General features: G+C 36.3%; 24 protein-coding genes. 20 read left to right on the top strand and 4 right to left on the bottom strand.

Annotation, left to right across the window (positions count from 1 at the left end; translation table 11 throughout):
• Window positions 1–37 precede the first annotated feature (37 nt).
• The 4 genes from ABH955_RS14310 (at window position 38) to ABH955_RS14295 (ending at window position 3,777) form a co-directional block, all read left to right on the top strand.
• Window positions 38–724: a DUF3888 domain-containing protein gene (locus ABH955_RS14310; RefSeq protein WP_404491248.1), complete on the top strand. Its 687-nt coding sequence runs from the start codon at window positions 38–40 to the stop codon at window positions 722–724.
• 199 nt (window positions 725–923) lie between these two features.
• Complete coding sequence (locus tag ABH955_RS14305; protein ID WP_098883489.1) at window positions 924–1,649, top strand: (Fe-S)-binding protein; 726 nt, start codon at window positions 924–926, stop codon at window positions 1,647–1,649.
• A gap of 15 nt (window positions 1,650–1,664) precedes the next feature.
• The gene (locus tag ABH955_RS14300; RefSeq protein WP_404491246.1) at window positions 1,665–3,095 is read left to right on the top strand and encodes a LutB/LldF family L-lactate oxidation iron-sulfur protein; all 1,431 of its coding nucleotides are present in this window, start codon (window positions 1,665–1,667) and stop codon (window positions 3,093–3,095) included.
• Window positions 3,076–3,777 (top strand): LutC/YkgG family protein, encoded by a 702-nt coding sequence (locus ABH955_RS14295; protein ID WP_404491244.1) that lies wholly within the window; start codon window positions 3,076–3,078, stop codon window positions 3,775–3,777. Before ABH955_RS14300 ends, ABH955_RS14295 begins: the two co-directional genes overlap by 20 nt.
• Before the next feature lie 123 nt (window positions 3,778–3,900).
• On the opposite strand, the gene ABH955_RS14290 is transcribed toward ABH955_RS14295, so the two are convergent.
• Entirely contained in the window at window positions 3,901–4,044 is a 144-nt protein-coding gene (locus ABH955_RS14290; protein ID WP_106408435.1) for a YjcZ family sporulation protein, read from the bottom strand.
• Window positions 4,045–4,200: 156 nt separating this feature from the next.
• On the opposite strand from ABH955_RS14290, the gene ABH955_RS14285 reads away from it, so the two are divergent.
• The 7 genes from ABH955_RS14285 (at window position 4,201) to ABH955_RS14255 (ending at window position 8,700) form a co-directional block, all read left to right on the top strand.
• Entirely contained in the window at window positions 4,201–4,785 is a 585-nt protein-coding gene (locus ABH955_RS14285) for a TetR/AcrR family transcriptional regulator (protein ID WP_404491242.1), read from the top strand.
• A gap of 2 nt (window positions 4,786–4,787) precedes the next feature.
• The gene (locus ABH955_RS14280) at window positions 4,788–4,958 is read left to right on the top strand and encodes a hypothetical protein (RefSeq protein ID WP_002188645.1); all 171 of its coding nucleotides are present in this window, start codon (window positions 4,788–4,790) and stop codon (window positions 4,956–4,958) included.
• A gap of 83 nt (window positions 4,959–5,041) precedes the next feature.
• The gene (locus tag ABH955_RS14275) at window positions 5,042–5,518 is read left to right on the top strand and encodes a PH domain-containing protein (RefSeq protein WP_404491240.1); all 477 of its coding nucleotides are present in this window, start codon (window positions 5,042–5,044) and stop codon (window positions 5,516–5,518) included.
• Window positions 5,511–6,950, top strand: a complete 1,440-nt coding sequence (locus tag ABH955_RS14270; RefSeq protein ID WP_404491239.1) for a PH domain-containing protein — start codon at window positions 5,511–5,513, stop codon at window positions 6,948–6,950. The genes ABH955_RS14275 and ABH955_RS14270 overlap by 8 nt, the downstream gene beginning before the upstream one ends.
• 202 nt (window positions 6,951–7,152) lie before the next feature.
• Window positions 7,153–7,806: a DUF975 family protein gene (locus ABH955_RS14265; RefSeq protein ID WP_404455773.1), complete on the top strand. Its 654-nt coding sequence runs from the start codon at window positions 7,153–7,155 to the stop codon at window positions 7,804–7,806.
• Window positions 7,807–7,999: 193 nt separating this feature from the next.
• Window positions 8,000–8,437, top strand: a complete 438-nt coding sequence (locus ABH955_RS14260; protein WP_404455776.1) for a hypothetical protein — start codon at window positions 8,000–8,002, stop codon at window positions 8,435–8,437.
• Entirely contained in the window at window positions 8,434–8,700 is a 267-nt protein-coding gene (locus ABH955_RS14255; RefSeq protein WP_078176854.1) for a CPCC family cysteine-rich protein, read from the top strand. Before ABH955_RS14260 ends, ABH955_RS14255 begins: the two co-directional genes overlap by 4 nt.
• Before the next feature lie 74 nt (window positions 8,701–8,774).
• On the opposite strand, the gene ABH955_RS14250 is transcribed toward ABH955_RS14255, so the two are convergent.
• Entirely contained in the window at window positions 8,775–9,158 is a 384-nt protein-coding gene (locus ABH955_RS14250) for a hypothetical protein (RefSeq protein ID WP_404491238.1), read from the bottom strand.
• Between the two features lie 240 nt (window positions 9,159–9,398).
• Between ABH955_RS14250 and ABH955_RS14245 the strand changes: the two genes are divergently transcribed.
• From ABH955_RS14245 to ABH955_RS14235, 3 genes are all read left to right on the top strand, one after another.
• Entirely contained in the window at window positions 9,399–10,073 is a 675-nt protein-coding gene (locus tag ABH955_RS14245) for a hypothetical protein (RefSeq protein WP_404448260.1), read from the top strand.
• A gap of 202 nt (window positions 10,074–10,275) precedes the next feature.
• On the top strand, window positions 10,276–10,752 hold the full coding sequence (locus tag ABH955_RS14240) for a PH domain-containing protein (RefSeq protein ID WP_113936586.1): 477 nt from the start codon (window positions 10,276–10,278) through the stop codon (window positions 10,750–10,752).
• The gene (locus ABH955_RS14235; protein ID WP_404491236.1) at window positions 10,745–12,160 is read left to right on the top strand and encodes a PH domain-containing protein; all 1,416 of its coding nucleotides are present in this window, start codon (window positions 10,745–10,747) and stop codon (window positions 12,158–12,160) included. The genes ABH955_RS14240 and ABH955_RS14235 overlap by 8 nt, the downstream gene beginning before the upstream one ends.
• 100 nt (window positions 12,161–12,260) lie before the next feature.
• Here ABH955_RS14235 and hmoB read toward each other — a convergent pair whose 3' ends face one another.
• Window positions 12,261–12,770: a heme-degrading monooxygenase HmoB gene (gene hmoB / locus ABH955_RS14230; protein WP_353761129.1), complete on the bottom strand. Its 510-nt coding sequence runs from the start codon at window positions 12,768–12,770 to the stop codon at window positions 12,261–12,263.
• Window positions 12,771–12,897: 127 nt separating this feature from the next.
• On the opposite strand from hmoB, the gene ABH955_RS14225 reads away from it, so the two are divergent.
• From ABH955_RS14225 to ABH955_RS14200, 6 genes are all read left to right on the top strand, one after another.
• Window positions 12,898–15,015, top strand: coding sequence for a transglycosylase domain-containing protein (locus tag ABH955_RS14225; RefSeq protein ID WP_404491233.1), 2,118 nt, complete (start codon window positions 12,898–12,900; stop codon window positions 15,013–15,015).
• Window positions 15,016–15,204: 189 nt separating this feature from the next.
• Window positions 15,205–16,251, top strand: coding sequence for a uroporphyrinogen decarboxylase (gene hemE / locus ABH955_RS14220; protein ID WP_404491232.1), 1,047 nt, complete (start codon window positions 15,205–15,207; stop codon window positions 16,249–16,251).
• A gap of 14 nt (window positions 16,252–16,265) precedes the next feature.
• Window positions 16,266–17,201, top strand: coding sequence for a ferrochelatase (hemH, locus tag ABH955_RS14215; protein WP_404491230.1), 936 nt, complete (start codon window positions 16,266–16,268; stop codon window positions 17,199–17,201).
• Between the two features lie 19 nt (window positions 17,202–17,220).
• Window positions 17,221–18,642 carry a protoporphyrinogen oxidase gene (hemY, locus tag ABH955_RS14210; RefSeq protein WP_219301541.1) on the top strand — a complete coding sequence of 474 codons (1,422 nt, stop codon included), beginning with the start codon at window positions 17,221–17,223 and terminating at the stop codon, window positions 18,640–18,642.
• 217 nt (window positions 18,643–18,859) lie between these two features.
• The gene (locus ABH955_RS14205; RefSeq protein ID WP_404491229.1) at window positions 18,860–21,226 is read left to right on the top strand and encodes a DUF6359 domain-containing protein; all 2,367 of its coding nucleotides are present in this window, start codon (window positions 18,860–18,862) and stop codon (window positions 21,224–21,226) included.
• Between the two features lie 98 nt (window positions 21,227–21,324).
• Complete coding sequence (locus ABH955_RS14200) at window positions 21,325–21,624, top strand: hypothetical protein (RefSeq protein WP_113936580.1); 300 nt, start codon at window positions 21,325–21,327, stop codon at window positions 21,622–21,624.
• Between the two features lie 48 nt (window positions 21,625–21,672).
• Here ABH955_RS14200 and ABH955_RS14195 read toward each other — a convergent pair whose 3' ends face one another.
• The gene (locus ABH955_RS14195; RefSeq protein ID WP_404491228.1) at window positions 21,673–22,515 is read right to left on the bottom strand and encodes a hypothetical protein; all 843 of its coding nucleotides are present in this window, start codon (window positions 22,513–22,515) and stop codon (window positions 21,673–21,675) included.
• Between the last annotated feature and the right edge of the window lie 142 nt (window positions 22,516–22,657).

Below are 22,657 nucleotides of genomic sequence, written 5' to 3'. Positions count from 1 at the left end.
GAGAAAATACCTACCGAGAAAAGGTAGGTGACCTTATTTGAAAAAAATTTTATGTATTATTTTTAGCGTTTTATTTTTTATCACTACTTCTACTGTTTTTGCAAAGCAAGAAGCACAGAGTCAAGAATTTATTAATCAGTATTATTTTGATATTGATTTAAAAGGGGTTAAAGATATCTATTTCTTTAGGGAGTTCCCTTTTTATAATGATAAAGGACAAGTTTCACCTTTAGGTAAGGTAGTTTTATCTGTATTACAGGGTGATATATGGACATGGGTTAGAGAACCAAGGATTTATGTTAAAGAAAACATTGCTTATATGCACGCAGTCAAATTAGATGGATTAAATCTGTTATATACGCTAAAAAAAGAAAATAACGTTTGGAAAGTCGTTAAAATTGAGAAAAAGAAACTTCCTACGGTTGGTAGCGAAGTTATATTGGAGCAAGCATTTCTAAGAGCGATTGGAATAGAGATACTTAATGCAACAAAAACGTATTATGGTGAATCAAGGCTTTTTGATTCGGCAAGAGTTATTGATATTGTCCGAGATGAATTTAATGATAAGTATGATATAACAATTCAAATTGTTACGTATGAAGGACCTATAATGCCACCTTATGGTTTTGATACAATTACTTTACGAATACCAGGTTTTAAAGTAATAAAATACGAGCATAAAGATGTTTCGGATATTGGGAAAATACCATTAGAAACACATTAAAATGTTTAAGGTAATGTGGAGTATTAGTTAAAAAGGAAAAAAGAGGTAATTACATATTAAAAGTGATTGAGATAGTCCTCAATCACTTTTTTTATATTTTTATTCATATTTTTTTAATACTTACCAATAATATACAACAAAGGAAGATTTGGTTATAAAGTTACTTGAGCTTACTTTACTGTATTTAGGGGTGCAAAATATGAAAGTATCAATATTTATTACTTGTGTTGCAGATGTTTTTTATCCAGAAGTAGGGAAAGATGTTGTGGAAATTCTTGAAGATTTAGGGTGTGAAGTTGATTTTCCAAAAACTCAAACTTGCTGCGGACAACCTGCTTATAATAGCGGGTATGTGAAAGAAACAAAAACAGCTGCAAAACATATGATTGAAGCCTTTGCTAGTTCAGAATATGTTGTGGCACCATCGGGCTCTTGCGCTATGATGGTTCACGAGTTTTCTAGCTTGTTTTCTGAAAGTGAAGCGGATTGGAAGAAAAAAGCTACTGAACTTGGAAATAAAACATACGAATTCACACAATTTCTTGTGGAAGTATTAGGGAAAGAAGACTTAGGTGCAGAGCTTCATAAAAAAGCAACGGTTCATACATCTTGTCATATGAGCCGATTAATGGGGATTAAGGAACCACCGCAAAAACTATTAAAGTGTGTAAAGGGACTGGAAGTTGTTTCATTGCCGCATAATTATGATTGTTGCGGATTTGGAGGGACATTCTCGGTGAAAATGCCAGAAATCTCTGAGCAAATGGTTGAAGAAAAAGTAAAGCATATTATGGAAACCGGTGCGGAATTGTTAATTGGGATGGATTGTAGCTGCTTAATGAATATAAAAGGACGTTTAACACGTAATGGTTATCAGATTGATGTAAAACATATTGCTCAAGTATTAAATGAAGATCGAAAATAAGAGGGGGATATAGAGATGGGAATGAAAATTGGGAACGATCCCTTTCATAAGCGTACTGAAACAGGCATTGGGGATCAATTTATGCGACAGGCTGTCAGGAAAGCGCAAGATGGTCTTAGAGTTAAGAAATTAAAAGCTACTGAGAGTCTTGGAAACTGGGAAGAATGGCGAGCTTTAGGAGAAGAAATTCGAAAGCATACATTAGAAAACCTTGATTATTATTTACATCAGCTAAGTGAAAATATTGAAAAAAACGGCGGTTTCGTTTATTTCGCAAAGACTGCAGAAGACGCAAGGGAATATGTAAAAGAGATTGTAAAAAAGAAAAATGCGAAAAAAATTGTGAAGTCAAAATCGATGGTAACAGAAGAGATTAGTTTAAATGAAGCGATTGAAGAAGCTGGAGCAGAAGTGTTAGAAACAGATCTTGCTGAATTTATTCTACAAGTGAACGACCACGATCCTCCCTCGCATATTGTTGTTCCATGTCTTCACAAAGATAAAGAACACATTTGTGAAATATTTAAAACAAAGTTAAATTACACTGGAACATCTGATCCTACGGAAATGGCGAGGTTTGTAAGAGATTATTTACGTGATGATTTTTTTGCAGCGGATATAGGAGTGACTGGATGTAACTTTGCTGTTGCAGAGTCTGGATCAATTTCTATCGTAGCAAACGAAGGAAATGCAAGACTTACTACGACACTTCCGAAAACGTTGATTACAGTTATGGGGATGGAGCGTATTGTTCCGACATGGGAAGAGCTTGATGTTTTAGTAACACTTCTATGCCGAAGTTCTGTAGGACAAAAGTTAACAAGTTATATTACAGGGTTAACTGAGCCTGGCGGGGAAGATGGACCTGAGGAATTTCATTTAGTCATTGTTGATAATGGTCGTTCCGATATTGTAGGAACGGAATTCCAAAGTGTCCTCCAGTGCATTCGTTGCGCGGCATGTATTAATGTGTGTCCTGTATACAGGCATATTGGTGGACATGCATATGGCTCTATTTATCCAGGACCAATTGGAGCTGTGTTGACACCGCTTTTAGGGGGATATGATGAATATAAGGATTTACCTTACGCATCTAGCCTTTGTGGTGCTTGTACAGAAGCGTGTCCAGTGAAAATCCCGTTACATGACTTATTAATTAAACATCGCAGCCGCATTGTAGAAGAAAAACGATCACCTGTAGCTTGGAACGTGGCTATGAAAGGTTTTGAAAAAGCGGTGAAGAGTCCTAGACTATTTTCTTTTGCAGCGAAGAGCGCTCCGTATGCATTAAAACCTCTTGCAAAAGGGGATAAGATCGAGCGCGGAATTGGGCCGTTAAAAGCTTGGACGGATGCGAGAGATTTTCCAGTTCCGAAAAAACAACCGTTTCGAGAGTGGTTTGAAAAACACGAAAAGGAGAACAATGATGGCCATCCAAAATCGTGAGGGATTTTTACTCCAGTTATCAGAAAAGCTTGGTAGGAAACGTCCAGAAGCAGTGAAAAAACCGAACTGGTCTTTTTCCCCGCAGTGGAATGTTTTTGACGGACTGGCGCAAGATGAACTTGTATTAAAGTTAATAGAGCACTGCGAAGTTATTCATACAGAAGTAAAGCGAACAACAAAGGAAAATCTTGTTGAAACATTGGGGTCTTTTATAAAAGATTGGAATATCGAATCTGTTATATGTTCGAATGATGAGCGCTTTAATGAGTATGGTCTTACACCATGTTTCAGCAATGAAGGAACAACACATTTTCGTACATGGGGATTAGATCATAAAGAAGAGGACATAAAATTTGCGAAAGCTGCTGACCTTGGCATTACGTTCAGTGATATGACTTTGGCAGAATCAGGAACCGTTGTACTATTTAATGACGGGTTAAAAGGAAGACATGTGAGTCTTCTTCCGGAGTCATATATTGCAATCGTTCCTAAAAGTACGATTGTACCAAGGTTAACCCAAGCTACAAAACTGATCCATAATCAAAATAAAGCGGGAGAAAACTTGCCGGCTTGTGTGAACTTCGTTTCGGGTCCGTCAAATAGTGCGGATATTGAAATGAACCTTGTCGTAGGTGTACATGGGCCAATTAGAACAGCGTATATTATTGTGGATGATCAATAATGATTTACGTGTGCGGCAGAGCGCGAAATATAGCTGAAACATTATAAGAGTACTGAAAATAGAAAGTGCTGGCTGTTAAATATAACCGGAGCTTTCTATTTTGTGTGCCCTTACTGGTGGAAGTTAAAGACCAAGTCCACTATAGCTGACTCCAACTACGATTAATATGATAAAGAGCACAATGAGTAATATATAACTGCTACTAACGCCCTTACCATCTTGTCCAGCTTCACCGCCGCCGCTACCACCTTTACCGCCAGATCCCATATGAAAACCCTCCTTATCGTTATACATTGTTTTTACTTTATATTTTTCTAGGTTCATCAAGAAGTTCCTTTTAAAACTCTAATTAACTTGCAAATCATTCATTTTCATTTTACAATTTACTTACCGACCGGTAAGTAAAAATAAGTGAGGTACAGTATGACAAAGAATTTACAAACATCGCAGCACATTGTAGAGGCATCATTTAAACTAATGGCAGAGCATGGCATTGAGAAGATGAGTCTTTCAATGATTGCGAAAGAAGTAGGTATATCAAAGCCAGCTATTTATTATCATTTTCCGTCTAAAGAAGCGCTAGTTGATTTTTTATTTGAAGAGATTTTTTCTGGATATTATTTCGTGGGTTACTTCGATAAAGAACAATATACGAAAGAAAACTTTGCAGAAAAGTTAATCGCAGATGGTTTACATATGTTATCGGAGTATAGAGGTCAAGAAGGCATATTACGCGTTATAAATGAATTCATCGTAACTGCGACGCGAAATGAAAAGTACCAGAAACGCTTATTTGAAATACAAGAAGAGTTTTTAAATGGATTCCACGATTTATTAAAGAAAGGTGTGGAACTTGGTGTTGTGTCACGACATGCAACTGAAGAAAACGCGCATACGTTAGCGCTCGTTATTGATAATATGAGTAATTACATATTAATAGGATTCCAGTTAAAGTATAAAGAAATTTGGATTCGAAATGTGAAAAACGTAATGAAGGAGGGGGAATAAAAATGAAAATGCAGAAAAACTGGTGGCTCGGTTTTCTGGGGTTAATTGGAATTTATAAAATCCCAGGTATGATTGAAGCTTTCCAAGCGGATAAAGGTTGGTTCGCGTTAATTAGTTTAGTTTGGCTGCTTTGGTTCGGATATTTTATTCCTGAGAAAAAAGAGGATAAATAATAAATTTTCAATTTTATGTAAAGTTATGTAAAATATAGATTGAGACAATTCATATATTAGATTAATAGATTTGGAGTGGTTACATGGATCCATTGAAAAATGAAATTCATCCTGACATGATCAAGGTGTGGAAAGTTCGTGCTGTAATTGAAGAAGGGATCGGTATTCTCGTCATTTTAGCTTACCTGTTCCTTATGATAAAGTTTGATTGGTGGGCGTGGATTTTGTATGTGCTGATCGGGTTAACAGTTGCACTAGCACCATTTGAGTACTTCCTATTCCCGAAACTGCGTCAGCGTTATTATAGCTATCAATTAAATGAAGAAGAGCTTGAAATTCAGCACGGTCTTTTCGTCGTAAAGCGCGTATTAGTACCGATGATTCGTGTACAGCACGTTACGATTGAACAAGGGCCAATTATGAGAAAACATGGATTAGCAGAATTACATATTTCAACAGCGGCAACTTCTCATAGCATTCCAGGCTTAACGATGTATGAAGCGGAAATGTTAAAAACGAGAATTGCAGAATTAGCGAAAGTGAGTGATGAGGATGTATAAGAGGCAGCATCCCATTACGATGTTATTAGAATTAAAAATAACAGACTTTATACCATTACTTATTTTCATGTTTAGTTTAAATGGAAAGTTTCCATTTTGGTATTTAATTCCCGCTGGATTCGGTTTACTCACCGTTTTTTCAGCGTTTGAGAAATGGTATTACACAACATACTGGGTTGAAAATAACGTATTACATGTTAAACAAGGGCTCTTTGTGAAGAAGGAGAGCTACTTAAATAAAGAACGTGTCCAAACGATTAATACAAGTTCAAACGTGTTATATCAAATGCTCGGTTTAAAGAAAATTCAAATCGAAACAGCTGGCGGAGGCGATGATGCCGAAGTAAGCCTAGCTGGTATTACAGAAGATGAGGCGAAGGAGCTTATTTCCTTACTAAATGAGCCAACTCCAGAAGTAAAAGCAGAAGAAACATCAGAAGAAGTAGTAGAAAAAGAAGTTATGACAGAGGAAAAGCAAGCGACAGAGTACAAATTAACTTTGAAAGAAATTTTATTAGCATCTGTTACATCTGGTCAGTTTGGACTATTATTCTCATTAATCTTTTTCGTGTATCACCAAGTAGATGAGTACATTCCGAAATGGATAAAAAATAGCGTAGAGTCGTATGTAATGGATCATGATATATACGGCTGGATTTACATGGTAGCTATTTTACTCGTCCTTTCGTGGATTATATCTACAATTGGTTACGCGTTAAAACATGGTAATTTCACAGTAAATCGAAAAAACGATGAAGTGCGTATTTCTCAAGGATTACTTGAAAGGAAAGAACTTGTACTAAAGTTACACCGCATTCAAGGGATTACGATAAAAGAAGGTATTTTCCGTCAGATGTTCGGTTATTGTGCTGTGCAAGTCGAAGTTATTCAAAGTAAGGGATTGGGAGAAGAGAAAGACAAAGTTACGCTGCATCCGATTATTCGAAAAGATCGTGTGCAAGAGTTACTCGCTCATTTACAATTGCCATATGAACTGAATACAAATATTACTGCATTACCAAAAGCAGCCTTGCGCCGTTATTTAATTGATAGTTTCATTTTCTTCGCAATGCTAGCAATCCCGCTTACTGGGATAAGCATATACTTTGAAAAGTATTTCATCATGTGGGCGTTGTTACCGCTAGCTATCCTCATCTTTACACTTGGATACGCAACATTTAAAACAAATGGTTACGGTGTAAACGGAGAACAAATTACGATTATACATCGTAGTATTGGGAAACATACAGGACTTGTAAGAAGAAGACACGTCCAATCAATTGAAAAAACACAATCATATTTCCAGCGCCGAGCGGATTTATGTACGTATACGTTTTCTAGTGCATCATCGAATTATAAACTAGAGCATACGAGAGTAGAAGATGCGGAGAGAATGCAGGATTGGTATAAGAAGAGAATATGTGAGGATTAAATGAAATGGCTTGCCTAGTATGAAAGGCAGGCTTTTTTATTATGGAGAAATGAGTAGTTTGATTCATATATGGGTGCAAATACAGCTCACATTTCTCAATACGTATCAGAAAAAAAGGTAGTATACTTCTATTTCAGGAAAATCTGTGGGATTTTTGATATAAATGGTATACTAATATAGAAAAAGTATTAGGAGGCTATATATGATAAGTCAGTTAAAAAGAGAAGCACTTGATGCATTAAAAGGAAAATGGGGATTAGCGGTAGGGGCAACCTTATTAGTCGGAATCCTTATTGGAGCTGTTGAACTTCTAATTACAGGTGTTTTCTCGATGTTTTGGGGTTGGGAAGAAGCAAGTGATTCGCTTACAGTAAGTATTATTGCAATGCTTGTTATCGGTCCGTTAACAATAGGCGCCTACTATCTTGTTTTAAATGTAATCCGTGAGACTAGTGCTCGCATTGGTGATTTATTTAGATGGTTTAGCGATGGAAGTAAGATTATGAAGTCGTTTTTAACATATTTACTAATGTATGTATACTTGATGCTATGGACATTACTTCTTATTATTCCGGGTATTATTAAATCATTTTCTTATTCTATGACGTATTTTATTTTGAATGATCGTCCAGAATACACAGCGAATCAAGCGATTACTGAAAGTCGCCATATGATGAATGGACATAAAATGGATTACTTTTTACTATGCTTAAGCTTCCTTGGCTGGTTCCTTTTAAGTATTCTTACCTTAGGAATCGGTTTCTTATGGTCTGCACCTTATTTCTACGCGACATCGGCAGCATTTTATGAAGAGATTTCAAAAGAATATTACAAAAAAGAAGGTACTACCTTCTAATAAACCACCTAAACCACTTGTCCCCTAAAGAATATAGGGAACAGACGGTTTAGGTGTTTTGATATGTGTTCTGTTTTCGGGTTCACTTCAAAGCTCTTCCCTCTATGTTTTATCATAGAGGGTTATTTTTTTATGTAAAAATGATAGAAAATAATGAATAATATATGTGAAGGGAAAAGTGAGGTGAATGAGATTGAGCAAATTTTTAATTCCGTATTCATTTTCTATATTAAGTTTTTTTATTTCAGTAACGGTACTTGATTTATATGATAGGATGGGAAAAAATAATGAGATGATTTCACCGACTATACTTGGAAAGGTAATTCAAGCTACTTCGCAAATGGGAGTCCTTACATTGTATTTCGGAGTACCTATTATTTTAGGTGGCTGTCTTCTTGGTGAGCTATTGTTTAGAGGTATCATTTTACGTTTTAAACTAAGCTATATTATATCTTTATTATTATATTTGCTTTTAGCTTTTAGTATTGTTTTCGTAACGGTAGGAATTCCAACTACATACGAAGATTCTAATACCTTTTTCATGGGAATAACTATGATTTGCGCTGTTACATTCTTTGTGGACCGAAATATATGGGAGAAAAAATCAGTTAATAATGGAGTGACAAAATGAAATACACTTGTCCATGTTGCGGATATAAAACGTTAGAAGAAGAACCACCAGGTACATATGAAATTTGTAACATATGTTATTGGGAAGATGATCCTGTTCAGTTTAACGATCATGACTTTGAAGGCGGAGCAAATGAAGTTTCGTTAAGACAAGCACAGAGAAATTTCATTGTATTTGGTGCTTGCGAGGAATGCTTTGTTGAATCAGTTAGAAAACCGACTAACGAAGATATAAAGGATGCTAGTTGGAAGCCAGTTTGTTAAGTAGTTTTTAAATGAAAATGTTATTACTCAATTTAATAAGAGTAATAACATTTTTTTATGCAATGATGAAAGAATTAACGACGTCTTATAAGATAAAACAATAAAGATGATACAGTAATAGGAAGGCCAGTATCCAGAAAGGCATTTAAATTAAAGGATAGAAAATCTCTGTCGTTAAACCACGTAAAGAATAAATGATTGTAGGAAATACCTAGCAGTATAAATAAAGGAATGCCGATTTGTAATTCATGACTTCTTTTTATTTTTTTATAACAAAATTCACCTAATAAACAACCGATAAGAGCGGGGATACTGCCAAGAATAATATACATAATGATTGATATCCAAATTGGTCCCCATGAATCTGCAAAATTGGGAACTCGTGTATACTGTAAAACATTTACAATGAAAGAAAAAACTAGTAAGCATGTTAAATAACTAATTATGAATTTTTTCAATAGAATCATCCTCTTACTATAGAAGTTATGTAAAATGATATAAAAAAAGCATCTAGCAAAAGTACTAGATGCAAATAAAAACACAAGGGAAGATAAATGTCTTCCCTTTTCCCGTAAGTAATTATATCAAAAAAATTATAAAAAACTAGCTTTATTTTTAATATAATGAATGTGTGAAGCTATGAAAGTAAAAGATTACACTATTTTCGTAGTGTTTTTTATTAAAAGGAGTGAATTATAGTGCTCGGAGTAAAATTTTATGATTGGAAAAAACAACGTCCTAAAAAACATTATTTGCGTGTGCATGAAATTAGGATTTTTGAGTTAATTTTCTCAAAGAAAATTAACGAGTTTGAAATGGGATTGGGAGAGATTGAGCAAGTTACTGTCTATTGTTTAGCTAATGAAAATACTGATATTTCATATAAAGTGAATAGAGATTTAGGTGAAATTTGTGTATATGTTCCTTACGATTTTATGAAATTTTTAACACTTGATTCAGTTGAAGAGAAATACAATGAGTTTTGTAAATTAGTACATCAATATGTTATCCCCGGACTTGAAGAAAACTCTACTCTCTCACCATCTATTGTTAGAAAGTATGTCGAAGAGTCTTTGGGAGAAATTGTGAAACGAAACTATGAAGGGATATTTTTAGTAGGAAAGACACCTAAAAAAAGCCCAAGCCGTAAGAAGATAGCGATATTAAAAGGAATTCATCGTGTTAAAGGTTTCCAACTACGATGTGAGGTGTACGATGAAAAGGGTTTAAAGATTCGCGATCAATTATTGGTGGAAGAGGTAGGTAACGAAATGGTGTATTCAAGATTTCTAGGCACATTAAAATGGGAAAGTGAAAATTTAATTGTGGTCAAATCAAAATCTAGTAGTTGGAAAGAAGAAATTTATATTTAATAATAAAGCTATTATAGAAGAAATGATTTGTAGAAAGAAGAGATGCTAGTGCTTCTTCTTTCTTTATGTTTATTCGATTAATGAAGGGAATTTTGAAGAAATGCTCGATATGACGTGATAACTATAATTTTACAAAATTGTATATAAAGCCTTATTTTCTGCTAATATATAATTAATAAATTCATATAATTGGAGTGATGAGATGCAGCCGTTAGAGAGGGAGATTCATTCTAATATGCTAAAAGTGTGGAGAATTCATGCTTTAATTGGGGCGGCAGTTATACTAGCAGTTGTAATTGCGTATTTCTTTTTTATGATTAACTTTAACTGGTGGGGCTGGTTGTTTGGATTGTTAGTGACAGGAGCAGTTATATACATACCACTTGACTATTTTGTATTTCCAAATTTACGTCAACGTTATTATAGTTACAGATTAAATGAAGAAGAGATTGAGATTCAAAAGGGAATGTTCGTTGTGAGGCGCGTACTTATTCCGATGATTCGCGTGCAGCACGTAACGATTGAGCAAGGGCCAATTATGAGAAAGTATAATTTAGCAGAATTACATATTTCAACAGCGGCAACTTCTCATAGTATTCCAGGCTTAACGAAGGAAGAAGCAGAGCAGTTGAAAAGACAAATTGGAGAGCTTGCGAAAGTGAGTGATGAGGATGTATAAGAGGCAACATCCAATCACGATATTATTAGGTATTAGGATTTCTAGTTTATTTCCACTTATTATCCTTGTTATGTTTAAACCTGAAGAACAAGTGAAACCCTGGTATTTATTTTATCTTTTCATCTTGTTTATTATATCCATTATGGCGATATTTTCAGCTATAAAATGGTATTTCAAAGTGTACTGGATTGAGAGTAATATTTTACATATAAAACACGGTGTTTTTGTGAAGAAGGAAAGTTATTTAAATAAAGACCGTGTGCAAAATATTAGTACATCTTCTAATGTCATTTATCAAATGCTTGGACTTACGAAATTAAATATAGAAGTAGCGGGCGGCGGTAGTGAGCCAGAAGTGATGTTAGCTGGTATTAGAGAAGATAAAGCGAAAGAACTGATTGCTTTATTACATAAAGAGAGAAGCGTTTTGAGTGAAGAGGCGCCCGCAGAAGAAGAAAGTAAGACGGTTTATCGGTTAACAGCGAAAGAAATTTTATTCGCATCTATTACATCTGGCAGATTTGGATTAGTGTTTTCTATGTTAGTAATCCTTTACACAGAGTTTAATGAATTCCTTCCAAAATGGCTCATAAATAAAGTGGAAGCGTATGTGATGGATAACGGTGTATATGAATTAATCGTTATGGCCGCGATTTTAATGGCGGTTTCGTGGGTCGTTTCGACAGCTGGTTATGCGCTAAAATATGCGAACTTTAAAATAGAGCGAAACGGAAATGAAATTCGTATTGTGCAAGGGTTATTTGATAAGAAAGAGTTTGTCTTAAAGCTCCACCGCATTCAAGCGATTACTGTAAAAGAAGGAATTCTCCGCCAGCCTTTCGGTTATTGCTCTGTCGAAGTGGAAGTCATTCAAAGTATAGAAGCGGCAGGGAATGAAGTGATGTTACATCCTTTTATGAAGAAAAAAGATGTACAGCAGCTACTTGCCTATTTACAGTTGCCATATGAAATAGAAGAGGAAATCGTTCATTTACCGAAGGCTGCATTACGCCGTTACGTCGTAATGGGCTGGATTACAAGCGCTGTGCTCGCTGTGCCAATCGCTGGTGCGAGTATATATTTTAAACAACATACTGCGTTGTTCGTTCTTATACCGCTATTTATTGTATTTACAATACTTGCATACGCTAGATATAAAAGTGGTGGATATATGATACGAGACAATCAGTTAGTAATGGTGCACCGAGGTCTCGCGAAATATACAGGGATCATGCGAAGAAGGCATATTCAAGTGGCCGGATACAATCAATCTTATTTTCAAAAGAAAGACGAGTTATGTACAGCTGCCGTATCAGTAGCGGGGCATGGCTATAAAGTGAAGCATATGAGAAAAGAAGACGCGCTTCGCATATATAATTGGTATAAAGAAAAAGGAAACACCGTGTAATGGTGTTTCCTTTTTGTGTGTCGTCAATTTGTCGATAAGTCGATATATTCGAAAAATCGCTAATATAATTTCATGTACCGAGGTCTCTAAACTCAGAAACTTAAACTAACACATCAAAAGTAGTCACGAACGACGGGCGCGAGAAAATACTTTTTTGCTGTTCTGCATGTGGATGTGCCTGCGCCTGAGCCTGAGCTTGTCCCTCTGCTTGTGCAGGACGTTTTTTATGAGCGTTTTCGAATGAACGTGATTCTGTCCAGTCTTTAAAGTTTTGCTCAGTTTCCCACATCGTTAAGATGACATATGTATCGTTACTTAATGGGCGAAGAACACGGATTGCTTGGAAGCCAGGCTCATTTTCGATTAGACCAGCACGGTTTTTAAAACGGTTTTCAAATACAGGGCGACCTTCGTCTGTTACAGAAATGTTGTTACAAACGATGTAGCCAGGTTGTCCTTTAAATTCTCCAACAGCGTCTAATACGTCATACTGAAGTGTGGATTCCACAGATTCTTCAGTATTTTCTTTATAAAACATATCTTTTTCGTTATTTTTTGCAGTGAAATGTGCTTGTTCTAGAGGTGTTTCGTATGAAATAATAGCCTTCATTTTAATGCCCCCTTTATGGTTTGTCTCTATTATATCAATTCTCTTAAAAAACTTCGAAGATTATATACATAAAGATACTTCTTTTTCAAATAATAAATGTACCATCATTTGGAAAGAAGGCCGATGTATGAAGAAAGCAAAGTGGACTTTATTAGGCGGGGTAGCAACGTTCGTAGTGGCGATTGTACTCTATAAACTTATTGTGTTAACTGGTGGCTATATGATGGATGAAAAGCAGCTTGTTTTCCACTCTTCATCACGTATCGTTGACCAGAAAGGAAAAGAAATTACGAAGTTATATGTAGAAAATAGAGAGCTCGTGCCGATTGAAGAAATTCCAAAGTACGTGCAGCAAGCATTTATTGCTGTGGAAGATTCTCGTTTTTATGAGCATCAAGGAATTGATTACCCCTCTATATTTCGGGCGCTTTATAAAGACGCGTTAGCTGGAGAGAAGGTAGAAGGCGGTAGTACGATTACGCAGCAACTAGCTAAAAATGTCTTTTTAACTCGCGAAAAAACATTTACGCGTAAATTGAAAGAGGTCGCAATTTCTCTTCAATTAGAGCAAAAATATACGAAGCAGCAAATTCTTGAAATGTATATGAACCATATTTATTTCGGTCATGGGGCATATGGTATTCAAGCGGCAGCAAAGTTGTATTTTAATAAAAATGTAGAAGATTTAACAGTGGAAGAGGGAGCTATGCTTGCAGGGCTTCCGAAAGCGCCAAATGGCTATTCACCGTACTTATCCCTAGAAAAGAGTAAAGGGCGCCGTGATCTTGTTTTGTCACTTATGCATAAACAAGGCTATTTAACAGCGGAAGATAGTGTTCGTTACCAAGGGAAAACAATCGCTCTTTATAAAAATTCAGATGAACGTGAACTCGCATATATGCCGTATATCGATATGGTTATAGATGAAGCGGCGCGTTTATATGGTTTATCGCATCAAGAAGTACTGCGCGGAGGATATACGTTTGTCGTATCGATGGATGAAAAAGTTCAAAAGGTAGCATATAACCAGTTTCAAGATGCGAGAAATTTCCCTGGTAAAGAAAACGGGGCGCAAGGTGCATTTTTATTAATGGATAATCAGACTGGCGGAATTAAAGCCGCGATTGGCGGAAGAGAATATGTTCCGAGAGGGCTTAATCGCGTTTTTGCAAAGCGGCAGCCTGGTTCTGTTTTAAAGCCGCTTATCGTATATGGACCTGCACTTGAGACGAAGAAATATAATCCATATTCTTTATTAACGAATGAAAAAAGTTCGTTTGAAGGTTATGAACCTCGAAATTATAATCATGAGTATACGAAAGAGATGACGATGTACGATGCGGTATTAGAATCAGCAAATGTACCAGCTGTATCTTTATTAAATGAATTAGGGGTAGATGAGGGAAAGCAATATTTAGAGAAAGGGAATGTTCATATTGCGGACTCAGGTTTAAGCACAGCACTTGGCGGGCTGAAAAATGGTGTGTCTCCATTTGATCTTGTCAAAATGTACCGATCTTTTTTAGCAAACGGGAATATTATCGAACCGCACGTTATCGATAAAGTGTTAAATAGACACGGAGCAGTCATTGGAGAATCATCAAAAGCTGAAACGAAAGTCTTTTCGAAGCAAACGGCATGGTATATGACAAAAATGCTTGAAGGAGTTGTGAAAGAAGGTACGGCGAAAGCTGGCGTATATAATGGAGCTTTAGCTGGAAAAACAGGCACAACTTCATTGCCGAATGATGACAATGGTGCGCGTGATATGTGGTTCGTTGGATATACACCGAATTTAGTAGGTGCAGTTTGGATTGGCTATGACCGCACCGATAAAGAGCATCAATTACAAGATGGAAATGCATCTGCAACGATGTTATTTAAAAAGATTTTAACGAAAGCAAACATACAAGATAAAGCGAGTTTTCATAGGCCAAAAGGTGTTGAAACAATTGGACTGCCAATTCGTTTAGATAAGATTCAAAACGTGGAAGCAAAACTAGCATTTAGTCCTTTCGGTTTATTTGCAATGAAACTAAGCTGGACGCCGCTTCCTGATGAGCGAATTATGTATCGGATTTATAAAGTTGAAAAAGGAATTCATACTCACGTTGGAACGGCAAAAGGAACAGGGAAATATGAGGAGAAGTTTATTAATATATTCTCAAAACCAAGTTTTTACGTTGTGCCATATAACACACAAACGAACCGTGAAGGAGAAAAGTCAAAAGTAGCTAAACCGTAGTTTTTCTCTGTGCTATAATAAGAATGTTGTGAAAATAGTAAACGTTTTTACGAACGTTTGTGTCAATTTAATGAACAACGTACATAATGTTATGCATTTTGTTTTTACAAGCTGTATAGTAAAAAAAGATAAATATCGGAATAGAGCATATTTAAAGAAAAAGCATTGGTAAGGAAGGGAGCTAGGGTCTTGGTAAGAACTATAAATGAGACATTTTTAAAAGCATGTAGGGGGGAACGTACAGAGTATGTACCAGCATGGTATATGCGTCAAGCAGGTCGTTCACAGCCGGAATATAGAAAGATAAAAGAGAAATATTCTTTATTTGAAATTACACATAATCCAGAGTTGTGCGCTTACGTTACAAAGTTGCCAGTTGATCAATATAACGTAGACGCAGCAATTCTTTATAAAGATATTATGTCACCACTACCTGCAATTGGTGTTGATGTGGAAATTAAATCTGGCATTGGTCCAGTTATCGATAGTCCAATCCGTTCTTTACAAGACGTAGAAAAATTAGGGGAAATCAATCCAGAAGATGACGTACCGTACATACTAGATACAATTCGTTTATTAACGACAGAAATGTTAGATGTACCGTTAATTGGTTTTTCAGGAGCTCCATTTACGTTAGCAAGCTATATGATTGAAGGCGGTCCTTCTCGTAATTATCATAATACGAAAGCGTTTATGTATGCAGAGCCGAAAGCTTGGTTCGCTTTAATGGATAAGCTTGCAGATATGGTTATTACATATTTAAAAGCGCAAATTAATGCAGGAGCAAAAGCGGTTCAAATTTTCGATTCTTGGGTTGGAGCAGTAAATGTAGCGGATTACCGTATATTTATTAAACCAGCGATGGAGCGTATTTTTGCAGAAGTTCGTAAGGTGGGTGTTCCAATGATTATGCACGGCGTAGGTGCTGCACATTTAGTGAATGAATGGCACGACTTACCGCTTGATGTAGTAGGTTTAGATTGGCGCTTACCGATTGAAGAAGCACGCGCACGTGGTGTTCACAAGGCGGTACAAGGAAATATGGATCCTTCATTCTTATTAGCACCTTGGCCTGTTATTGAAGAACATGTAAAAGGTATTTTAGATCAAGGGATGAAGCAGCCAGGTTATATCTTTAACTTAGGTCACGGCGTATTCCCAGAAGTAAATCCAGATACATTAAAACGCTTAACTACATTTATTCATGAGTACTCTAAAGAACAGTTAGCGAAGTAAAGGAGATTGTCTGTATGAAAAAGAAAATTGGTTTGCTTGTAATGGCATACGGAACGCCATATAAAGAAGAAGATATTGAACGTTACTATACACATATTCGCAGAGGAAGAAAGCCAAGTCCTGAAATGCTAGAAGATTTAACAGAGCGTTACCGTGCAATTGGTGGTATTTCTCCTTTAGCTACTATTACATTAGAGCAAGCTAAAAAGTTAGAAACGCGTTTAAATGAAGTTCAAGATGAAGTAGAGTACCACATGTATCTTGGTTTAAAACATATTGAACCGTTCATTGAAGATGCAGTACAAGCTATGCATAAAGATGGAATAGAAGATGCAATTGCACTCGTTCTTGCCCCTCACTATTCTACTTTTAGCGTGAAGTCGTATGTAGGACGAGCGCAAGAAGAAGCAGGAAAACTTGGGAACTTAACAATTCACGGCATCGATAGCTGGTACAAAGAACCGAAATTTATTCAGTATTGGGTCGATGCAGTGAAAGGTATATATAACGGTATGTCAGAAGCAGAACGTGAAAAAGCAGTGTTAATCGTATCTGCACATAGCTTACCAGAAAAAATTATCGCACTTGGCGATCCATATCCAGATCAATTAAACGAAACAGCTGACTATATTGCACGTGGTGCTGAAGTAGCAAATTATGCAGTTGGCTGGCAAAGTGCCGGAAATACACCAGATCCTTGGATTGGTCCAGATGTACAAGATTTAACGAGAGAATTAAATGAAAAGTACGGCTACAATTCATTCGTATATGCACCAGTTGGATTTGTTGCGGAACATTTAGAAGTTTTATATGACAATGACTTTGAGTGTAAAGTGGTAACGGATGAAATTGGCGCGAAATATTATCGTCCAGAAATGCCAAACGCATCGGACGCATTTATCGACTGTTTAGCAGATGTTGTATTAAAGAAAAAAGAATCTGTAATGTAAGTAGAAAGGGGGAGCTTACTTGAGGAAAAAAGTTGTGATCATCGGCGGTGGCATCACAGGATTGACAACAATGTATAACTTACAAAAAGAAATTCGTGAAAAAAACTTGCCGATAGATGCATTGCTTATAGAAGCGTCTGGTAAACTTGGCGGGAAAATTCAAACCGTTCAAAAAGATGGATTTACAATTGAACGTGGCCCTGATTCTTTCTTAGCAAGAAAAAAGAGCGCAGCTAAGTTAGTGAAAGAATTAGGACTTGATGCTGAACTTGTAAATAATAAGGCCGGTCAATCGTTCGTTCTCGTAAACAATCGGTTACATAAAATGCCGAGCGGTTCAATGATGGGAATTCCAACGCAAATTACGCCGTTTCTATTTTCCGGATTGTTCTCCCCAATTGGTAAACTAAGAGCTGGTTTTGACTTATTAATGCCTAGATCAAAACCAGTTTCTGATCAATCACTCGGGCAGTTTTTCAGGCATCGCCTTGGAAATGAAGTCGTTGAAAATTTAATTGAGCCATTATTATCTGGTATTTATGCAGGGGATATTGATGAAATGAGTTTAATGTCAACATTCCCTCAAATTTATCAAATTGAACAGGAGCACCGTAGTATTTCACTTGGTATGCGTACGCTCGCTCCAAAGCAAGAGAAGGCTGAATTGAAAAAAGGAATCTTTAAAACTGTGAAAACCGGTTTAGAATCTATAGTAGAATCTCTTGAAGCGAAGATTCCTAATGATATGGTAATGAAGGGAACTCGTATCGAAAAGGTTGCAAAACTTGGTGATAGCTATACGATTACGCTTAGTAACGGAAAAGAAATGGAAGCAGACGCGATTGTAGTTGCGACGCCGCATAAAGTATTGCCATCTATGTTTGCGCAGTATAAGCAGTTTCGTTTCTTCCGTAACATTCCGTCTACATCAGTTGCAAACGTGGCACTTGCTTTCCCAAAGTCTGCAATTCAGCGTGATATTGAAGGTACCGGATTTGTCGTATCAAGAAATAGTGATTACACGATTACAGCGTGTACGTGGACACACAAAAAATGGCCACATACAACGCCAGAAGGAAAAACGCTTCTTCGCTGTTACGTCGGACGCCCAGGTGATGAAGCGATTGTTGAACAAACTGACGAAGAAATTGTGCAGCTCGTACTCGAAGACTTACAAAAGACAATGGATATTACAGAGGATCCAGAGTTTACAATTGTAAGCCGCTGGAAAGAAGCGATGCCTCAATATACAGTAGGCCATAAAGAGCGAATGAAAAAGCTCACAACATTTATGGAGGAAGAATTGCCAGGTGTGTATTTGGCAGGTAGTTCTTACGCTGGTTCTGGTCTTCCAGCTTGTATTGAGCAAGGTGAGAGAGCTGCAAAGTGTGTGCTAACTCATTTAGAGAAAGTAATGGAGACTGAATTAGTCGCACATTAAAATATTTCAAACAAAACGCCTTCAATTATATTGAAGGCGTTTTGTTTATTGGATAAAATACCTTTAGTCAATAAAGCTATATAAGTTATTTTGTATTATAGTTTGAAAACTTGTAAATTAAATAAATTTTGTGTAAAACTTGTCGAAATATAGTTCTATATAACGAATCATTTGATATGATAGAAATGTTGAGAAAATATGAAATAGGGAGAGGGAAATGGCTGTGAAGAAATTATTAAGTGTCTTTTTATCATTGATGTTATTGCTTTCATTTACTGGAACTTTAGCGCAGGCGGAAGAAACTACTTCTATGTCAGTAGAAAAAGCAATTCAAGTATTTAAGCAGCAAGGGAAAACGAAGGGGATAGTGGAAGGATATATCGTTGGGTATACGCAAAGTCCTTCTAAATACACGAAAGATCCGGCTAAGTTTGACGACACAAACGTGGCAATTGCCGATTCGCCAAACGAAACGAATCCAGACAAAATCATGCCTGTTCAATTGCCAAAAGGCGATGTGAGATCGGCAGTAAATGTGAAAGACCATCCTGAAAATATCGGGAAGAAAGTTAGGTTGACAGGGACGCTTGAGTTATATTTCGGTAGCCCAGGTTTAAAATCAGTAACAGCTCATAAGTTTCAAGGAGAAGAACAAAACCGCGTTAGCGATGTAGTTGCATCACCAAATGGTGGGGAAGTTGCAAAAGGAACAGCAGTAACATTAACAACGAATACAGAAGGAGCAACAATCTACTATACGTTAGATGGCTCTAATCCTACAAATAAAAGTGTTCGTTATAACGGACAAATTGTAGTGAATGAAAATAGTGTAGTGAAAGCAATCGCTGAAAAAGAAGGGCTTACTTCTTCAGCAGTTTCGACATTTTCATTTATAATCGTAACAAATGAACCAGTTCGTATTCATGATATTCAAGGGAAATCACATATTTCTCCTTACAATGGGAAGAAAGTAAACAATGTGGAAGGCGTTGTCACAGCGCTTGATAAAAATGGTTTTTATATAGAAGATAATCAGCCGGATAATGATCCAGCTACTTCTGAAGGTATTTACGTATACAAAAAAGATACGAATGTAGCAATAGGAGATCTTGTCCAAGTTGATGGAGAAGTAGAAGAATATGTTGGGCCTGGATATGCAGAGCGATTTGAAACAGACTTAACGACGACGGAAATTAAGGCGAGTCGCGTTGCAGTAATCGCAAAAGATCAACCTTTACCCGCGCCGATTGTATTAGGAGAAAACGGAGTGAAAATCCCAAATCAAATTATTGATAATGATGCATTCGGTCTATTTGATCCAAATGAAGATGCAATCGACTTTTATGAAAGTGTAGAAGGTATGCGCGTTACGATGCCAACACCAAAAGTTATCGCTCCGCAGAAAAACGGTAATTTATATGTAACAGTAAAAAATGGCGGAGATAAAGTAGTAACGAAGTATGGTACACCTTTATTAGATAAAGAGCAATTAAATCCAGAGCGCCTTTCTGTAAAAGTACCTCGTGATTATGTCGCGAAAGTAGGGGATACGTTCACTGGAGATATAACAGGCGTAGTAGGATATGACTACGGTTCGTACCGCATTTCGCCAGTAACGGAATTACCATCTGTAGTGGACGGCGGATTTAAGCAAGTAGGGGCAAATATTCAGCCGCGTCTTGATAAGTTAACAGTTGCTACATATAACATTGAAAACTTCTCAGCGAACAAAAAAGAAACAACAGATGAAAAAGTAAAAGCGTTAGCTTATTCTATTAAATATAATTTAAAAATGCCTGATATTATCGGCGTCCAAGAGATGCAAGATAATAATGGATCAATTAATGACGGTACAACAGATGCTTCTTTAAGCGCAAAACGTGTAATTGACGCGGTATTAGAAATACGTGGGCCGAAATATGAATATGTAGAAATTGCTCCGAACAATAATCAAGACGGAGGGGCACCAGGGGCGAACATTCGCGTCGGTTTCTTCTATAATCCATCACGCGTGAAATTAGCAGCAGTACCGAAGTTACTAGATAAAAATGTTGTTCGTATTGGAGATGGAAATTCATTATTTGAAAGTACACGTAAACCGTTAGCGGCAGAATTTACGTTCCAAGGACAAAATGTTGTTGTCATTTCAAATCACTTAAACTCAAAATTAGGAGATGCAACGCCATTTGGAAAAGTGCAGCCGCTCGTATTAAAGAGTGAAGAAAAACGAGTTCAATTAGCACAAGAAGTGAATCAAGTCGTACAAGGTATTCAGAAAAAGAATACGAATGCGCCAGTTGTTGTATTAGGTGATATGAACGATTTCGAGTTCTCTAAACCACTAGAAGCACTAGAGGGAACGATATTAAAAGATATGTTAAACACAGTGCCGAAAGAGAATCGCTACACGTACATTCATGAAGGTAACGCACAAGTGTTAGATCATATTTTAGTAACGAATAACATCGCACCGCACACAATTGTAGACCCTGTACACTTAAACTCAAACATTATGAAAGAACATGGACGTGTAAGTGACCACGATCCAGTACTTGTTCAAATTGATTTGAAGAAGGCTTCTTAAAGTAGGGGAACGCTTAGAAACATACTAAGCGTTCTTTTTCTGTAAAAATCATGTTAAAATTGATTAAAAATTCAGTTTTTATAATGAGGAGGTTAAAGATGCAAGCATGGTTAAATGGAAAGTTAATGAATCGGCTTGCAATTTTTTTTAGTACGATCGTGATGCTCCAATTTGTAGCTGATGTAACAGGGCTTACTCAAAGTTTAGACATTACGTATAACTTAATACATACAGCATCTTCCTATATAACGTTTAGTTTGGCGGTTATTTTTACTTTAATCGGTGCAAGAAGAGAATTAAGTAAATATGCAATTATTGCATTATGTTTAGTGGTAGCTATTAAAGCAATTTATTTTGCGGCTGTTGTTATTTTGTGGGGATTGGCTGGTACGCCGTAAATGAATAAAAAAACCTAATTTCCAAGATAACGTGAGGAAATTAGGTTTTTACAATGGCTGAAAAGCTTTTCTACATCGATCTCGTTTTTGAAGTCTTCTCATATATCTTTTTTTGTCCCGTTGTAATCCTTTTATGTACATAAATAAGCTGACAAGGAAGAAAAATGTACATTGTAAAATGTATGGTGACATCCCGTGTAATGGTTGTTTTGGATCATATAAGTGAATAGGTGCTCCGCCTATTGTAGGGAATATTGTATTTAGCAGGACGAAGGGAATGGAAGTAACTGCCAATGGGAATAGAAGTGCCATGTAATCCTTTTGTGACCATGTGGACGCTGCTAAGCCTAAGAGGGCCATTAAACCAGCGAATAAAAAATTAATCCCAATATATAGATAAATATAAGTGATGGGAGAAGAGAAATATAACTCTGCGAACATTCCGTTGCCATTTATCATGCTAGTACCGACGGTCGGCTCTCCATTTGGAATTGTTAATTTGCAAAGTAATAAAGAAAGAATGAACGGTAAAATATAAAGAAATCCACCGCAGAAAAATGTAACGATATACTTTGTAAAGGAATACGAGAATAGGGAAATTTCCTTACTTATAAAAGTTTTGAAACCATCGGATTTATCGGAATTATAACTCGTACTAAATGGTAAACTTGCAATAACAGGCATTAATAATAAATAAATATCCATTTCATTATTACGAAACCCGATCCATTTAAAAGCAGTTGCTATAGCCCCATTCGTTGCGTCTCCTAAATAACGAATTACATAATAATAATGATAAATAGAAATAAGAGCTAATCCACTAAACATAATAATTAAAGAAACACGATTACAAAAAGCTTGCCTTATATTTAAACGAAGCGCACGCATCATGACTGAAAAAGCCTCCACTATTTTTATAAATCTGTCTACTTTCTATATTACTATTAAATGTAAGGATTTTCTTGTTTTTTTATTTATTTATTAGAAAAAGAGGAATTTTGTTGTTGTTAGGTAAGGTTTAACTGAAATTATA

It is taken from the genome of Bacillus sp. RC240 (assembly GCF_044907945.1).
Taxonomy (GTDB): Bacteria; Bacillota; Bacilli; order Bacillales; family Bacillaceae_G; genus Bacillus_A; species Bacillus_A mycoides.
This window is presented reverse-complemented; position numbering and strand designations above follow the sequence as displayed.

What these genes read in the sequence shown, in the direction of transcription:
- ABH955_RS14305 (WP_098883489.1), top strand. Translation starts at nt 924, where the DNA reads ATGAAAGTATCAATATTTATTACTTGTGTTGCAGATGTTTTTTATCCA.
- ABH955_RS14300 (WP_404491246.1), top strand. Translation starts at nt 1,665, where the DNA reads ATGGGAATGAAAATTGGGAACGATCCCTTTCATAAGCGTACTGAAACA.
- ABH955_RS14295 (WP_404491244.1), top strand. Translation starts at nt 3,076, where the DNA reads ATGGCCATCCAAAATCGTGAGGGATTTTTACTCCAGTTATCAGAAAAG.
- ABH955_RS14290 (WP_106408435.1), bottom strand. Translation starts at nt 4,044, where the DNA reads ATGGGATCTGGCGGTAAAGGTGGTAGCGGCGGCGGTGAAGCTGGACAA.
- ABH955_RS14285 (WP_404491242.1), top strand. Translation starts at nt 4,201, where the DNA reads ATGACAAAGAATTTACAAACATCGCAGCACATTGTAGAGGCATCATTT.
- ABH955_RS14280 (WP_002188645.1), top strand. Translation starts at nt 4,788, where the DNA reads ATGAAAATGCAGAAAAACTGGTGGCTCGGTTTTCTGGGGTTAATTGGA.
- ABH955_RS14275 (WP_404491240.1), top strand. Translation starts at nt 5,042, where the DNA reads ATGGATCCATTGAAAAATGAAATTCATCCTGACATGATCAAGGTGTGG.
- ABH955_RS14270 (WP_404491239.1), top strand. Translation starts at nt 5,511, where the DNA reads ATGTATAAGAGGCAGCATCCCATTACGATGTTATTAGAATTAAAAATA.
- ABH955_RS14265 (WP_404455773.1), top strand. Translation starts at nt 7,153, where the DNA reads ATGATAAGTCAGTTAAAAAGAGAAGCACTTGATGCATTAAAAGGAAAA.
- ABH955_RS14255 (WP_078176854.1), top strand. Translation starts at nt 8,434, where the DNA reads ATGAAATACACTTGTCCATGTTGCGGATATAAAACGTTAGAAGAAGAA.
- ABH955_RS14240 (WP_113936586.1), top strand. Translation starts at nt 10,276, where the DNA reads ATGCAGCCGTTAGAGAGGGAGATTCATTCTAATATGCTAAAAGTGTGG.
- ABH955_RS14235 (WP_404491236.1), top strand. Translation starts at nt 10,745, where the DNA reads ATGTATAAGAGGCAACATCCAATCACGATATTATTAGGTATTAGGATT.
- hmoB (WP_353761129.1), bottom strand. Translation starts at nt 12,770, where the DNA reads ATGAAGGCTATTATTTCATACGAAACACCTCTAGAACAAGCACATTTC.
- ABH955_RS14225 (WP_404491233.1), top strand. Translation starts at nt 12,898, where the DNA reads ATGAAGAAAGCAAAGTGGACTTTATTAGGCGGGGTAGCAACGTTCGTA.
- hemH (WP_404491230.1), top strand. Translation starts at nt 16,266, where the DNA reads ATGAAAAAGAAAATTGGTTTGCTTGTAATGGCATACGGAACGCCATAT.
- ABH955_RS14205 (WP_404491229.1), top strand. Translation starts at nt 18,860, where the DNA reads ATGGCTGTGAAGAAATTATTAAGTGTCTTTTTATCATTGATGTTATTG.
- ABH955_RS14200 (WP_113936580.1), top strand. Translation starts at nt 21,325, where the DNA reads ATGCAAGCATGGTTAAATGGAAAGTTAATGAATCGGCTTGCAATTTTT.
- ABH955_RS14195 (WP_404491228.1), bottom strand. Translation starts at nt 22,515, where the DNA reads ATGATGCGTGCGCTTCGTTTAAATATAAGGCAAGCTTTTTGTAATCGT.